At 71.6% G+C, this 15,050-nt stretch carries 8 protein-coding genes; 5 read left to right on the top strand and 3 right to left on the bottom strand.

The genetic code is table 11. From position 1 onward, the window contains the following. Window positions 1-76: 76 nt before the first annotated feature. The 3 genes from A3862_RS13575 to A3862_RS13565 form a co-directional block, all read right to left on the bottom strand. Window positions 77-580: a cupin domain-containing protein gene (locus tag A3862_RS13575; RefSeq protein WP_111473648.1), complete on the bottom strand. Its 504-nt coding sequence runs from the start codon at window positions 578-580 to the stop codon at window positions 77-79. Between the two features lie 183 nt (window positions 581-763). Then, window positions 764-2,296 carry a glycosyltransferase family 2 protein gene (locus A3862_RS13570; protein WP_043758945.1) on the bottom strand — a complete coding sequence of 511 codons (1,533 nt, stop codon included), beginning with the start codon at window positions 2,294-2,296 and terminating at the stop codon, window positions 764-766. A gap of 19 nt (window positions 2,297-2,315) precedes the next feature. Next, entirely contained in the window at window positions 2,316-5,462 is a 3,147-nt protein-coding gene (locus A3862_RS13565; RefSeq protein WP_043758947.1) for a rhamnan synthesis F family protein, read from the bottom strand. A 356-nt stretch (window positions 5,463-5,818) separates the two neighbouring features. Here A3862_RS13565 and A3862_RS13560 point away from each other — a divergent pair, with 356 nt between their 5' ends. The 5 genes from A3862_RS13560 to A3862_RS13535 all read left to right on the top strand — a co-directional run bounded on the left by A3862_RS13560 (window position 5,819) and on the right by A3862_RS13535 (window position 15,028). Then, window positions 5,819-6,823, top strand: coding sequence for an AAA family ATPase (locus A3862_RS13560; RefSeq protein ID WP_043381190.1), 1,005 nt, complete (start codon window positions 5,819-5,821; stop codon window positions 6,821-6,823). Window positions 6,824-6,926: 103 nt separating this feature from the next. Next, window positions 6,927-7,838 carry a DUF58 domain-containing protein gene (locus tag A3862_RS13555; RefSeq protein WP_043758949.1) on the top strand — a complete coding sequence of 304 codons (912 nt, stop codon included), beginning with the start codon at window positions 6,927-6,929 and terminating at the stop codon, window positions 7,836-7,838. 7 nt (window positions 7,839-7,845) lie between these two features. Beyond that, window positions 7,846-10,665 carry a DUF4159 domain-containing protein gene (locus A3862_RS13550; protein ID WP_043758951.1) on the top strand — a complete coding sequence of 940 codons (2,820 nt, stop codon included), beginning with the start codon at window positions 7,846-7,848 and terminating at the stop codon, window positions 10,663-10,665. Between the two features lie 214 nt (window positions 10,666-10,879). Then, window positions 10,880-12,964 (top strand): membrane protein, encoded by a 2,085-nt coding sequence (locus A3862_RS13540; RefSeq protein WP_043758954.1) that lies wholly within the window; start codon window positions 10,880-10,882, stop codon window positions 12,962-12,964. Window positions 12,965-13,114: 150 nt separating this feature from the next. Further along, window positions 13,115-15,028 (top strand): extracellular solute-binding protein, encoded by a 1,914-nt coding sequence (locus A3862_RS13535; RefSeq protein ID WP_100794003.1) that lies wholly within the window; start codon window positions 13,115-13,117, stop codon window positions 15,026-15,028. Window positions 15,029-15,050 lie beyond the last annotated feature (22 nt).

Below are 15,050 nucleotides of genomic sequence, written 5' to 3'. Positions count from 1 at the left end.
CGCTTGCGGAATCCACCCTCGACGGCGCCCGCGCAGCGCCGCGCGTCGGGACGCACCGGCGGGCCGCGCCTTGATCTCAGCCGGTGACGAGGGCGCGGGCCCGGCGCAGCCAGCGCAGGGACGCCTCGATCAGGGTGGGGCTGCGATGCTTGAGGATGGCCGATTTCAGCAGCGTCCGGGGCACCTCCCAGAGCTGGACGGATCCCACGGGGAAATGCGCCACGTCGCCCGGCGTCAGGTGATGGCGCCGGCCATCCGCGTCGGTGATGAAGACCTCGCCGTCGAGGATGGTGACGATCTCGTCGGCGTGGTGGGTCCAGCGGAACGTGCTGGCCGTGGTGCGCCACAGGTAGACCTGCGCGCTCCCGTCATGGGTCTGCGCGACTTCCGCGACCTCGGTGACCGGATCGCCCGCGACGACCCAGTGCGCCGGGATTGGCGCCGGGGCAAAGGCGGCCCCGCCGGGCCGGATCGCCGTGCTGGCGACGGGACGCCCCTGCTCGTGCAGCTGGATCTCGGCGAAGGCGCCGGCGCCGACCAGAACCGGCAGGATGGCGGCGGCGACGAGAAACTTCTTCACGGTCAGCTCCGCACCTCGGCGCGCGGCCCGCTTTCAGGCGAAGACAAGACTATCCGCGCATTGCCTGCGCAGGGGTAGCGGCTCGGGCGACCCTGTTCCAGCACAGCCCCAAGATCTTCTTGGGTCGTCCTTAATGCGCCCGCGCCGGAGCGGACGCGGCCCGGGCCGCCCGTGCGATCCGGCTCAGGCCGCGTCGGCCCGGCGCTCCGTGATCCATCGCGTCGCGTCGGCCCGCGGGGCGACGACATCGGTGTCGATGCGCAGTTGCGGGCTGTAGGCAGGATCCTCCGCGATGACGTCGCCCCAGCGGCGCAGGAAGCGTGCGATCTGCGAGCCCGGCGCGAAGCTGGTCTGCCGCGAGGCGCTCTCGTGATGCGCCATCTCGGCGAACGGCGTGTAGACGATGCGGTAGCCGAGTTGCCGCATCTTCAGGCACAGGTCGACGTCGTTGAAGTCGAGGGCGAAGGCCTCGTCGAAGCCGTTCACGGCCTCCAGCACCGCCTTGCGGGTGGCGAAGAGCGCGCCGGTCACCGCCGAGCAGTCGCGCTGCGTCAGGGCCCAGTCGCCGTAGGTCGGCTCGGCCGCGTCCCGGTTGTACCAGGGGTGGGCGAACACGTCGAAGATGCCGCCGGTCATGCCGGCATGCTGGATCTTGCCCGTGGGAAACAGCAGCCGGCCGCCGACCCCGCCGACGCCGCGGTCCAGCGCGAAGGCCAGGAGCGCCTCGATCCAGCCGGGCCGGCGCACGACGAGATCGTCGTTCATCAGGATGACCAGATCCGTCTCGGCCGCGCGCCAGAGCGTGTTCATCTTGGCCGCGTAGTTGAACCGCTCCCCCGGAGCCCGGGTGGTCAGCAGGCGGGTTACGGCGAACCGGTCGGAGCGTCCGCGATAGATCGCGTCGTCGGCCACGTCGTCGCCGATCAGCACGCGGATCCTGTCGGCCGGGTAGGTGCTGCGGCCGAGGCTGTCGAGCAGGTTGATCACATGCGGCTTGGCGCCCTCCACGACGCGGCCCTGATCGTCCTTCGGGCGGCTCTGGTTGGTCGGCACCACCAGGGTCACGCTGGGACGGGCGTCGAAGGTCCGGCGGATCTCCAGCGTGTCCGCGGTCAGCCCGGGGGCGGCGCGCAGGGGCATGCCGGACGCGTCGAACCACCGGTCGAGGGCGTGGGCGCGGGCCGTACGCGTCGCCTTCGGGCGCTGCAGCGGCGAGGCGATCAGCGTTTGGGGGATCCGGTCGATGCCGATCCCGGCGGAGATCGCGCCGAGCAGGACGCGGAACCACGCGGCGCTGCCGTGGCGCTTCCCGAAATCCGGGCTCAGACCGGCCAGGGCCGAGACCCGGATGAGGAGCGGGAAGCCGATATAATCGTCGGCCATGAGGAGGGCCGGGTTGAAGGTCGGCTTGCAATGGACGCTGCGGACCTGACCCGCGCCGTCCACCACGGCGTCATCGCCGTAGAAGATGCCGATATCGGGCCGCTCGGCCATCGCGCGCGTGAGATGCGCCACGAGGTCGGGGCACAGCTCGGAGGCTGCGGGAGCCACGAACACGGCCCGGCAGGCGGGCATCTGACCGGCCGCGATCTGGCCGAGCCGGCGCTCGTCGAGGGGACGGACCTGCGCGTCGAGGGGCAGCGGCAGGATCGCGTCCGGCCACGGGAGCGTGCCCCACGAGGCCGACGGGGCCGGAACCGGCTTCTTCTTCAACACGGGTCGCGTCTCCGGGGAATCAGGACCGTTCGGCGGCGAGCAGGCGGGTCAGGCTCGCCTCCATAGCGGTCGCCACCGCGCCGATGGACAGCCGCTCGCGGATGCGCGCCCTTGCGGCGGCGCCGATCCGGGCCGCGTCGCCGCCGGTCACCGCCCGGGCCGCGTCGTTGAGGGCCCGGGTGAGGTCCGCCTCGTCCACCTGGCCCCATTCGGCGCCGCGCAGATACGGGCCGTAGGTCTGGTCGAGGGCCGTGACCTCCGCCTTCACGGGGAAGCCGCAGGTGGCGTCGAGGAAGTCGCGGCAGCCGCCGTAATCGGTGGCGACCACGACCTTGCCCATCTCCATCGCCTCGGCGATCGTGAGGCCGAAGCCCTCCGAGGAGTGCGACGAGGCGTAGACCGCGCAGAGGTCGAACAGTGCGCCGAGCTCGTTCTGGGAGAGCGGCTGGTCGATCACAACCACGTCGCCCGCCGTTCCGACGAGGTCGAGGAGCTTCTTGCCCTCCTCGGGCAGGTCGAAGACGTGCTTGGTCTTCAGCACCAGTTGCCAGCCCGCCTGCCCGAGCCCGGCCGCCCGGAAGGCCCGGATCAGGGCGTGCGGGTTCTTGCGGGCGAGATAGCTCGAGCCGTCGAAGGCGTAGAGGATCACCCGCTTGGACGGGTCGATAGCGAAGGCCTTGCGCAGGTTCGCCTTGGCGGCGGCGCTCGCCGGCTCGCCGGCCTCGTTCTCGACCACGTAGGGCACGACGTCGACCGGGATGTCGGTGATCTGCCGGAAGATCGCCGCGCAGAACTCCGTGGGGGCCCAGATCGCGTCGAGCCCGTCGACGGTGGGCAGCCAGCCGCCGGGCACGTGGGAGGTCTCCCAGACGAACAGCCCGATCTTCAGCCGCGCCGCCGCGGCGATCGCCCGCTGCCGGTCGCTCATCAGCGAGTGCCAGCTGTCGCCGTTGAAGTGCACCAGCGCGACGTCCGCGGGCCCCGAGAAGGTCCGGGCCTGCCACGCGGGCGCCACCCGGGCATGGACGTGGAACGGCCGCTCCATCGGGTGGACGTTCAGCGCGAAGGGCGCGCGGTGCAGGGCGCGGGCGTAGCTGCGGGCCGCGACGCCGAGCCCGTTGGCGTAGTTCATCGGCGAGACGAAGGCGACGCGCAGCGGCCGCTCCGGCGCCTGGGGCTTGCGCAGGTCCGCCCAGACCCTGCCGCCCGGATACGTGTAGGTCACGTCGAGCCGGTCGAGGTCGAAGCCGCGCTCGGCGATCGCCTCCCGCACCGCCGCCCCGCCGATCGCGGCGTGCTCGCCCAGCAGCGAGCGCTTCACGAACGGGAAGCCCTGGGCCAGCATGTTCTCCCAGTCGAACAGGGTGCGGTTGTTGCGCGGGTCGTTGACCAGCGACATGTGCTTGTTCTGGGCCGAGAACAGGCTGCGCATGCCGAGGCCGGCAGCGCGCATCCGTCCCGAGAAGGTCAGCTCGCACTCGGTGATCACCGCGTTCTTGTCCGGCCAGTTCGCTACGGCCTGGAGGAACTGGCTGAACGCGTAGGAGGACAGGCAGCGCTTCTTCAGGGCCAGGAAGAAGCTCTGGAGGTGGTGGCTGTAGTAGAAGTTGTCGGCGAGCCCGATCACCGCCTCCGGGAAGGCGTCGATCTTGGCGAGCAGGCCGGCGAAGTCGGCGCGGTCGAGGGGCCCGACGAGGCTGTCGTTGGCGAGGTAGAGCGTCTCGGAATCGAGGAGGTCGGTGTCCTCCAGGAGGACATGCGCCCAGGCGGCGAAGTCGAAGCCGCGGTTCTCGCGGAGATAGACGGAGGCGCAGAGATCCAGGATCGCCTGGGGCACGGCGTTCTTGTGCTGGTCGGCGGCGATGATCAGGACGAGGTCGGTCCCGTTCTCCGCGAAGGCCCTCAGGTAGGGCTCGACATGGCCGCGGATCCGCCCCTCGGGGCAGTGGGTGATGAACAGGGCCGTGCGGCCGTGCCGGCGGGCCGTGCGCTTCAGGCAAGAGAGGCGCGCGTCGGAGGCTTCCGGCACAGCGGCGCCGGGGACGCGGCGGGTCAGGCGGCCCGCCTCCAGGCCGGTGGTGACGTAGTCGACCAGCGGGTTGAGGCCCAGCGCGGCGACCTTCGGGTAGCGGGCGCGGTACCAGGGCGCGTCGAAGCGCGGCGACGGGCTCGTCGTGCGCCCGCCATCGGCGAGGAAATGCGCCAGCGGGTTCTGCCCGGCCGCGTCGTCGGCCGCGCGGGTCGCCAAGTAGGTCTCGGCGTACCAGCGCGTGTCGAACCAGGGCCCGGGATCGAGCCCCTCGGCGGCGCCGTGCTCCAGGTAGTGGACCAGGGGGTTGAGGCTGTCGGCCCGGACCGCGGCGGATTGCGCCGCGTACCAGTCGGGATCGAACAGCGGATGGGGCGCGTAGCGGCGGTAGCCGCCGGCCATCACGTAGTGCTCCAGCGGATCGAGCCCGCTGGTCTCCGCCTCGGGGCAGCGCGCCCGGTAGAACGCCGCGTCGAACAGGCCCGACCGGCGGATCAGGTCGACATGCCGGGACAGGCCGGCGAATTCCTCCGGGTTGCGCAGGTAGCCCTGCTTCCGGCCGGTCTCGAAGAAGTGGCTGAGGGCGTTGCCGCCGGCCGCGCGGGCATCCGGGTAGCGGGACAGGTACCAGGCGGTGTCGAACAGCGGCGACGGGTCGGTGTCGGACCGGGACAGGAAATCGGAGAACGCCCGGGCGCGGTGCTCGGCGCCGCCGAGATAGCGCTCCGCGTACCAGTCCGGATCGAACAGGGGGTTGGGCCGGAGACCCGCCGCGGCGCCGCGGTCGATATAGTGGAGCAGGGGGTTGATGCCCTCGGCCCGGAGGCCGGGAACGGAATCGAGGTAGAGATCGCCGTGGAACAGCGGGTGCGGCCAGCGGCCCTCGCGGCCGCCATGGACCGCGTAGTGGAGCGCGGGATCGAGTCCCTCGCCGACGACGTCGGGATAGCGCCGCGCGTACCAGGCCGGATCGAACAGGCCGGATTCCTTGACCGCGCGGACGAGGTCCGCCTGACGGGGCTCGCTGCGGCGGCGGCGCTTCAGGCGCCGGGTCAGCGGGCGCGCGAGGGATTGCGCCGCACCGGCGAGGCCGGCCTTCTCCGACGATCCGACGACGAACACATCTCGAAGGCGCATGGTCAGGTCCGGATACGCGGGAAGCCCGCAAAGCTGCCCACGCCGCGATCCGCGAGAGACATCAGAGGGTTCGGCCGGCCCGGCGCTCGCGGGTGAGGACCGCCCCGGCTTGGGCGCCTTCCTAAAGGTCCGGGTCGCCGACGCCAAGACCTGCGCCCGGGGAGGCGGTTTCGCTTCGGGTCGTGGTGTCGGGTCCACGCCGCGATAGCGGCGCCGCGGACCGAATCATCCGGGCAAAATCGTGCGACGATGGCGTGCGGCGATCCCGACCTTGCCAGCCCGGCACCAGAAGCCCCACACTTGTCGGAATGGCCAGAGGGGTCCCGCGGGGCTCCGGACAGGAGATGGATAGCGGCATGACGCAGGGGATCAGCCCGGCCACGACCCTCGACGACGGCATCGTGGCGACCGCGGAGAGCTGCCTCGCTGCCGTCGGCGCGGCCCGCGAGGCGATCCACGGGGTGATCTTCGGCCAGGAGAAGGTCGTCGATCTCGCCCTCGTGACCATCCTGGCCGGCGGCCACGGGCTGCTGGTGGGCCTGCCGGGATTGGCCAAGACCAAGCTCGTGGAGACGCTCGGCACCGTGCTGGGCCTCGACGCGCGGCGCGTGCAGTTCACCCCGGACCTGATGCCCTCCGACATCCTCGGCACCGAGATCCTGGAGGAGGATGCCGAGCGTCGCCGCGCCTTCCGGTTCGTGCAGGGGCCGGTCTTCACGCAGCTCCTGATGGCCGACGAGATCAACCGGGCGAGCCCGCGCACGCAGTCGGCCCTGCTCCAGGCCATGCAGGAGGGCCACGTCTCGGTGGCGGGCGCCCGCCACGACCTGCCGCGGCCGTTCCACGTGCTGGCGACGCAGAACCCGATCGAGCAGGAGGGCACCTACCCCCTGCCCGAGGCGCAGCTCGACCGCTTCCTTCTGGAGATCGACGTCGGCTATCCCGACCGCGCCGCCGAGCGGCGGATCCTGATCGAGACCACCGGCGTCGACGAGGCGCGGCCGCGCGCGGTGATGTCCACCGAGCAGCTGCTCACCGCCCAGCGCCTCGTGCGCCGGCTGCCCGTGGGGGAGGCCGTGGTCGAGGCGATCCTCGACCTCGTCCGCGCGGCCCGGCCGGATAGCGGCGACGCCCTGGTGAAGGACAAGCTCCTCTGGGGGCCGGGCCCCCGCGCCAGCCAGGCCCTGACGCTCGCCGCCCGCGCCCGGGCCCTGATCGAGGGCCGGGTCGCGCCCTCCGTGGCCGACGTGAAGGCGCTGGCCGAGCCGGTGCTCAAGCACCGCATGGCGCTGAGCTACACCGCCCGCGCCGACGGCGAGACCATCGAGGGCCTGATCGCCAAGCTTGCGGAGAAGCTCTGAGCCTTCGGCAGTATCGAGTGAGGCGGATGCCGGCGAACGTGAAGAACATGCGTGGTCCAAAGCCGTCATCAGCGCGGAACCCCGCCGAAGGACTGCGCTGACGATGGTGGCGACGAACGCCCTCGACGCGGGCAGGCGCACCCCCGGCCGGCGCGAGAGCGAGGGCGCGGCCGCCCTCTCCGACAAGTTGCCCCGCCTCGTCCTGGAGGCGCGGCGCGTGTCGAGCCTGCTCGCCCACGGCCTCCACGGCCGCCGCCGGGCCGGGCCGGGCGAAAGCTTCTGGCAGTTCCGCCCCTTCGTCACCGGCGAGGCCGCCGCCCGAGTCGACTGGCGCCGCTCGGCCCGGGACGACCGGCTCTACGTGCGCGAACGGGAATGGGAGGCCGCCCACAACATCTGGCTGTGGATCGACCGCTCGGCCTCGATGGGCTTCGTTTCGGATCTCGCGTCGGCGTCCAAGATCGAGCGGGCTCTGGTCCTCGGTCTGGCCCTGGCGGACGCCTTCGTCGAAGGCGGCGAGCGGGTGGGCCTCCTCGGGTTGACCCGTGCAAGCGCGTCGCGGGGGATCGTCGAGCGTCTGGCCCAGGCGCTGGTGGCCGACCCTGCGGGCCTCACCCAGGACCTGCCGCCCCGGGCCAATCCCGCCCGCTTCGACGAGGTGGTGCTCATCGGCGACTTTCTGACCGCGCCGGACCGGATCGCCGCCGCCGTGCAGAACCTCGCCGGCCGCGGCAGCCGCGGCCATCTCCTGATGGTGGTGGACCCGATCGAGGAGACCTTCCCCTTCACCGGGCAGGCGGTCCTGCACGATCTGGAGGGCGGTCTCAGCCTCGATATCGGCGACGCCGATGCCTGGGGGGCGCGTTACCGCGCCCGGATCGCCGAGCACCGGGCCGCCCTTTCGGCGATCACCCGCGGCCAGGGCTGGACGCTGACGATCCATCGGACGGACCGGCCGGCGAGCGAGGCGGCCCTGCGGCTCGCCACGCTGATCGCCGCCCGCGGCACGGAGTGAGGTGGCCATGCTGGGTCTGACCTTCGCCGCCCCGCTGGCGCTCGCCGCCCTGATCGGCCTGCCGGCCCTGTGGTTCCTGCTGCGGGTGACCCCGCCGCGCCCGCGGCGGATCAATTTCCCGCCGCTGAAGCTCGTCGCGGACCTGATGCCGCAGCGGCAGACCCCGGCGCGGACGCCGCCCTGGCTGCTGATCCTCCGGCTTCTGATCGCTGCCGCCCTGATCCTGGCGGTGGCCGGCCCGGTCTGGAATGCCGGGGGCATCGGGGCCGGTGGCGGCCGCAGCGCCCTCCTCGTGCTCCTCGACAACGGCTTCCCCGCCGCCCACGACTGGCGCGACCGGCTGCGCGTCGCCACCGACGCCGTGGAGGGCGCGGCCCGTGACGGCCGTCCGGTGGCGGTGATCGGGCTCGCCGACGCGCCATCGGCCTTCGAGGCGAAGACGCCGGCCGCCGCCCTGGAGCGTCTGCGCGCCCTGGCGCCGCGCCCGATCCTCCCCGCCCGCGACGCGCATCTCGCCACGATCGAGACGTTCCTGGACAAGAACCGGGGTGCCGCCCTCGTCTGGATCAGCGACGGTGTCGCCGGCGCGAACGATACGCGCTTCGCAAAGGGTCTCGCCGATCTCGCCGGCGACAAGGGCGCCGCCCTCACGGTGCTGCGCGCCGACAGGCCGCCGGCCCTGGCCCTCACCGCCACCGAGAACGCCGGCAAGCTCGTCACGCACGCCCTGCGGGCCGCGCCGAACGGGCGCGATACCGGTTTGATCCGGGCGCTCGACCAGAAGGGCCTGCCGCTCGCCGAGCGCGACTTCGCCTTCGCGGCCGACGCCATCGAGGCGGACGCGACCTTCGAGCTGCCGGTGGAGCTGCGCAACAGCATCAGCCGGCTTGAGATCGCGGGCGAGCGCTCGGCCGGCGCGGTGGTGCTGCAGGACGAGCGCGGCAAGCGGCGCCGGGTCGGCCTCGTCTTCGGCGGCACCCTCGACCAGGCACAGCCCCTGCTGGCGCCGACCTACTACCTGTCCCGGGCGCTCCAGCCCTTCGCGGACGTTCAGGAGCCGCGGGGCGCCAAGGGGATCGCCGAGTCGATCAACCAGCTCCTCGACAATCAGGTCTCGGTCCTCGTTCTGGCCGATGTCGGCGCGCTGGACGAGAAGACCACCGCCCGGATCGAGAGCTTCGTGAAGGAGGGCGGGATGCTGCTGCGCTTCGCCGGCCCGCGGCTCGCTGCCGGCAACGATCCGCTGGTGCCGGTGCGGTTGCGCCGGGGCGGCCGGACGCTCGGCGGCACCCTCTCGTGGGACAGCCCCAAGACCTTGGCGCCGTTCCCGCCCGAGAGCCCCTTCGCGGGCCTGACGCCGCCGGCCGATATCGGCGTGCGCCGCCAGATCCTGGCCGAGCCGGACGGCGACCTGCCGAACCGGACCTGGGCCTCCCTCCAGGACGGCACCCCGATCGTCACCGCGCAGAAGCGCGGCCAGGGCACGATCGTGCTGTTCCACGTCACCGCCGACACGACGTGGTCGAACCTTCCACTCTCGGGCCTGTTCATCGACATGCTCCGACGCGTCGTGGCGTTGGCTGGCGCCTCGGCGCCGGTGCAGGGGGATCCTTCCCGGGCCACCGCGCCGGTGCTCGCCCCGCGGGTGACCCTCGACGGGTTCGGCGCATTGGGCTCGCCGCCGGCTTCGGCCACCGCGGTGTCGGCCGACTACGCCGACCGGGCGACCCTTGAGCATCCGCCGGGCTTCTACGGCCCGCCGGACGGAGGCATCAGTGTGAACGCCCTGAAACCGGATGATCGGTTGAAGCCCCTCGACGCCGCAGCCCTCGACGGCGCCCGGTTCGGATCCCTGGCGGGCGCCGAGACCCTGGACCTGCGACCGAGCCTGTTCACCTTGGCGCTGCTTCTGCTGGCCCTCGACACCCTGGCGGGCCTGTGGCTCGGCGGCTTCCTGCGTCGCGGCGGCCTGGCGGCTCGCCTCCGCGCGCGGCCGGCCGCTCTGGCTCTCGGCGCCCTGCTCCTGCTCGCCGCCCTGCCAGTGCGCCCTGCCCAGGCCGAGGAGCCGCCGGCCAACCGGCCGAACGGCGTCGAATCGGCACTGGTCACGCGCCTCGCCTACGTGATCACGGGCGACGCCGCCGTCGACGAGGCGAGCCGGACCGGCCTCACCGGGCTGACCCAAATGCTCGCCGCGCGCTCCGCCCTGGAGCCGGGTGAGCCCGCCGGCATCGATCCGGCCAAGGACGAGTTGGCCTTCTACCCGCTGATCTACTGGCCGATCGCCCCGAACCGGCCGCAGCCCTCGGACGTGGCGATCCGCAAGATCGACGCGTTCATGCGCAACGGCGGGACCGTCCTATTCGACACCCGGGACGGGCTCACCGCCCGTCCTGGCGGTCCGCCCACCCCGGAGGCCGCGTATCTCCGCAAGATGCTGGCGACGCTCGAGGTCCCGGAGCTGGAGCCGGTGCCCCTCGACCACGTGCTGACCAAGGCGTTCTACCTGGTGGACAGCTTTCCGGGTCGCTACGCCACCGGCCAGACCTGGGTGGAGGCTCTGCCACCGGCCGCCGATGGCGTCGAACGCCGTCCCGCCCGGGCCGGCGACGGCGTGAGCCCGATCATCATCACGAGCAACGACCTCGCCGCCGCCTGGGCGGTGGGGCGTCGGGGCGAGCCGCTCTATCCCGTCGTGGGCGGTGACCAGCGCCAGCGCGAGATGGCGTTCCGGGGCGGCGTGAACATCGTGATGTACACGCTCACCGGCAACTACAAGGCGGATCAGGTCCATGTGCCCGCGCTGCTGGAGCGGTTGGGGCAGTGACGACCGTCGCGACGTTCCCAAGGCCGCGCGTGCTCCCATCCATCGTCCTCGTCCTGAGGTGCGGCCGCGCAGCGGGCGCCTCGAAGGAGCCCTCCAGAGGTCTCGGCGATCCCTGGAGCCCTCCTTCGAGGCCGCCGACGCGGCGCCTCAGGATGAGGGGATTTGATCGGTCGACCGCCTCGTCCCGCATAAGCATCCCGGAGGCCGGACCATCATGCTGAGCCTCAGCTTCACCCCGCTCCTGCCCTGGCCGGCGATCGCCGTCCTGGGCCTCATCGTCATCGTCCTGGCGGTGTTCGCCGTCCTGGCCCGGGGCCGGACCGCTCTGCTGCGCGTGCTCGTCCTCGCTCTCGTTCTGGCAGCGCTCACCAACCCGGCGCTGGTGCGCGAGGACCGGGAGCCCGTGAAGGACGTCGCCGCCATCGTGGTCGACCGGTCCGGATCCCAGGCCCTGGGCGACCGGCCGCAGATGACCGACGCGGTCCGTGCCGAGTTGCAGCGCCGGTTCGGTGCGCTCGCTGACATCGAGCCCCGCTTCATCGACGTGCCGGATTCCAAGGACGGCGATGACGGCACCAAGCTGTTCACGGCCCTGAGCCAGGCCCTCGCCGACGTGCCGCCGGAACGCCTGGCCGGGATCGTGATGCTCACCGACGGCGTGGTGCACGACATTCCCGCCTCCCTGGCGCAGCTCGGCATCAAGGCGCCGCTCCACGTCCTCGTCACCGGTCATCCGGACGAGCGCGACCGGCAGATCAAGCTCCTGGAGGCGCCCCGCTTCGGCATCGTCGGCAAGGATCTGACGATCCGCGCCGAGGTCATGGAGCGCGGCGGGACCGGCCACGCCGTCGTCACCGTGCGCCGCGACGGCGAGGAGATCGGCCGGCGGGACGTCGCCACCGACAAGCCGTTCTCCCTCAACCTGCGCATCGAGCATGGCGGCCCGAACGTCGTCGAGATCGAGGTCGAGCCGCTGCCGGGCGAGCTGACCACGGTGAACAACCGCGCGGTCCTGCCCATCGAGGGGATCCGCGAGAAGCTCAGGGTGCTCCTCGTCTCCGGCGAGCCGCACCAGGGCGAGCGCACATGGCGCAACCTCCTGAAGTCGGACGCCAATGTCGACCTCGTCCACTTCACCATCCTGCGCCCTCCGGAGAAGCAGGACGGCACGCCGATCTCGGAACTCTCCCTGATCGCCTTCCCGACGCGCGAGCTGTTCGTCCAGAAGATCAAGGACTTCGACCTGATCATCTTCGACCGCTACGCCAATCAGAGCGTGCTGCCGCAGGCCTATTTCGACAACATCGTCCGCTACGTCCGCGAGGGCGGCGCGCTCCTCATCGCGGCCGGGCCCGAATTCGCCGGACCGGCGAGCCTGGCGCGCACCCGGCTGGCCGGGATCCTGCCGGGCGACCCGGACGGGCGCGTGGTCGAGAAGCCCTACAAGGCGACGCCGACGCAGGTCGGCCAGCGCCACCCGGTGACCCGCGCCCTGCCGGGCTCGGATGCGAACCCGCCCGCCTGGGGCGACTGGCTGCGCATCGTGGAGGCGCGCACCCGCCCCGGCATCCAGCCGATCCTGTCGGGGGCCGAGGGGCTGCCGCTGCTCGCCCTCTCGCGCGAGGACAAGGGCCGGGTCGCCCTGCTCCTGTCCGACCACGCCTGGCTCTGGGCCCGGGGCTACCAGGAGGGCGGGCCGTATCTGGATCTGCTGCGCCGCCTCGGCCACTGGCTCATGAAGGAGCCGGCCCTGGAGGAGGAGGCGCTGCGCGCGCAGACCACCGGACGCGGCCGCGAGGTCCGGGTGGAGCGCCAGACCATGGCGGATCAGGCCGAGCCAGTGACCGTTACCGGTCCCACGGGCAAGGTGACGACCCTCACCTTGAAGCCCGGTGAACCGGGTCTGTTCACTGCGACCTTCGATGCGGAAACACTGGGGCTGCACACGCTGCGCTCGGGAAACCTCGTTGCCTTCGTCAGCGTCGGCCCGGCCAATCCGCGCGAACTCGCCGACGTGTTCAGCGACACCGACCGCCTGAAGGCCGTGGCCGACGGATCGAGCGGCTCGGTGCGCCGGGTCGCCGAGGCCGGCGGCGGCATCCAGGTGCCGCGCCTCGCCCTGGTGCGCGGCGGTCGCCTCGCGGGCAGCGACTGGATCGGCTTCCGGCCGAGCGACAGCGCCAGTATCCGCGGCGTCGAGGTCTATCCCCTGGCACTCGGCCTCGCGGCGCTGGCCGCCCTGGCGGCCGCCCTGCTCGCCATGTGGCTGGTCGAGGGCAGACGGGGCCGGGCGGCGTGACAGGCCTTCGGATGAGGAATGGCCGTCGCTCGCGCCGGGCGGCGTGCGGCCCCGCATGGTCGACGGATGGCGGCCCGCGTCCTATGACCGCCTGATATTTTCAAGTTGTCCGCGCCCGCGCGGGCCCGATGCAACGGAGACAGCCTGCCCGTGACAGCGCAGACCGTGACTGGACGCCTCCTCGCCGCGACGCTCCTCCTCGCCTGCCTCCAGCTCGGTCCGGCCCACGCGCAGGAACCGGTCGCGATGCCGTCGACGCCGGCCACCCTGCCGGCCGCCAACGGCCAGTGGACCCACGCGATCACGCTGATGGGCCAGCCGAAATACGGCCCCGACTTCAAGCATTTCGACTATGCCGACCCGGCCGCGCCCAAGGGCGGGATGGTCCGGTTCGGGGCCCAGGGCGGCTTCGACAATTTCAACATCGTCGTCGCCGGCCTGAAGGGCGACCTCGAGAACGGCATCCAGCAGATCTACGATTCGCTGATGACCGAGTCCTCGGACGAGCCGTTCACCTCCTACGGCCTGCTCGCCGAGGCTGTGCGGATCGCCCCCGATCTCGGCTCGGTCTCGTACCGGCTGCGCGAAAACGCCCGCTGGCATGACGGCAAGCCGATCACCCCCGAGGACGTGGTCTGGTCTTTCGACGTGCTGAAGACCAACAGCCCGTTCTACGCCGCCTATTACCAGACCGTGGCCAAGGCCGCGGTGACCGGGCCGCGCGAGGTGACCTTCACCTTCACGGAGACCGGCAACCGCGAGCTGCCGCAGGTGATCGGGCAGCTGCGCGTCCTGCCCAAGCACTGGTGGACCGCCCAGGACGCCAACGGCAAGCCGCGCAGCGTCACCGAGACCACCCTGGAGCCGCCGCTCGGCTCGGGCCCCTACCGGCTCGCGAAGTTCGAGCCGGGCCGCACCACGACCTACACCCGCGTCCCCGACTACTGGGGCAAGGACCTGCCGGTGAATGCCGGGCGCTACAACTTCGACACCGAGCGCTACGAGTATTTCCGCGACGGCACCGTGCTGGTCGAGGCGCTGAAAGGCGATCTCTACGACTTCCGCGTGGAGAACATCGCCCGGAACTGGGCGACCGCCTACGAGGATTTCCCGGCCGTGAAGGAGGGGCGGCTGATCAAGGAGGCCTTCCCCGAGCGCGGCATGGGCATCATGCAGGCCTTCGCGTTCAACACCCGCCGGGACAAGTTCAAGGACCCGCGCGTCCGCCGGGCCTTCAACCTCGCGATGAACTACGAGGAGATGAACAAGGCCCTGTTCTACGGCCTGTACAAGCGCATCAACTCCTACTTCTTCGGCTCGGAACTCGCCTCATCGGGCCTACCGGAGGGCGAGGAGAAGGCGATCCTCGAGAGCGTCCGGGACAAGGTCCCGCCTGCCGTCTTCACCACGCCCTACGCCAACCCCGTCAACGACGGCCCGGAGGCGGTGCGCAAGAACCTGCGGGAGGCCGTCGGCCTGCTGCGCGAGGCCGGCTTCGAGCTGCGCAGCGGCAAGATGGTCAGCAAGGCGACCGGCGAGCCGCTGACCGTCGAGTTCCTGGAGTTCCAGAACACGTTCGAGCGCGTGATCCTGCCGTTCTCGGCGCAGTTGAAGCTGATCGGCATCGACGCCACCCTCCGGGTGATCGATCAGGCCCAATACCAGAACCGCATCCGCAACTTCGATTTCGATGTCACCACGACGTCGTGGGGCGAGTCGCTCTCGCCGGGCAACGAGCAGCGCGAGTACTGGGGCTCGGCGGCGGCCGACAAGCCCGGTTCGCGCAACCTGATCGGCATCAAGGATCCCGGAATCGACGCCCTGATCGAGAAGGTGATCTTCGCCAAGGACCGGCACACCGTGATCGCGGCGACGCGGGCCCTCGACCGCGTGCTCCTGGCGCATGATTACGTCGTCCCGCAATGGTCCTCCGACCAGCAGCGGACGCTGCGCTGGAACCGGTTCGGCCACCCGGCGATCCTGCCGCTCTATGCCAGCTCCGGCTTCCCGACGACGTGGTGGTACGACGAGAAGCTCGCGGCCAAGACCGGGGCGCCCCGTTGACGGGCGGTCCCGGGTTGCCGAC

Origin of the sequence: Methylobacterium sp. XJLW, from assembly GCF_003254375.1 — a bacterium.
In the GTDB taxonomy this organism is placed as follows: domain Bacteria; phylum Pseudomonadota; class Alphaproteobacteria; order Rhizobiales; family Beijerinckiaceae; genus Methylobacterium; species Methylobacterium fujisawaense.
The sequence above is the reverse complement of the archived record's forward strand: the minus strand, read 5'-3'. Positions and strand labels throughout refer to the sequence as shown.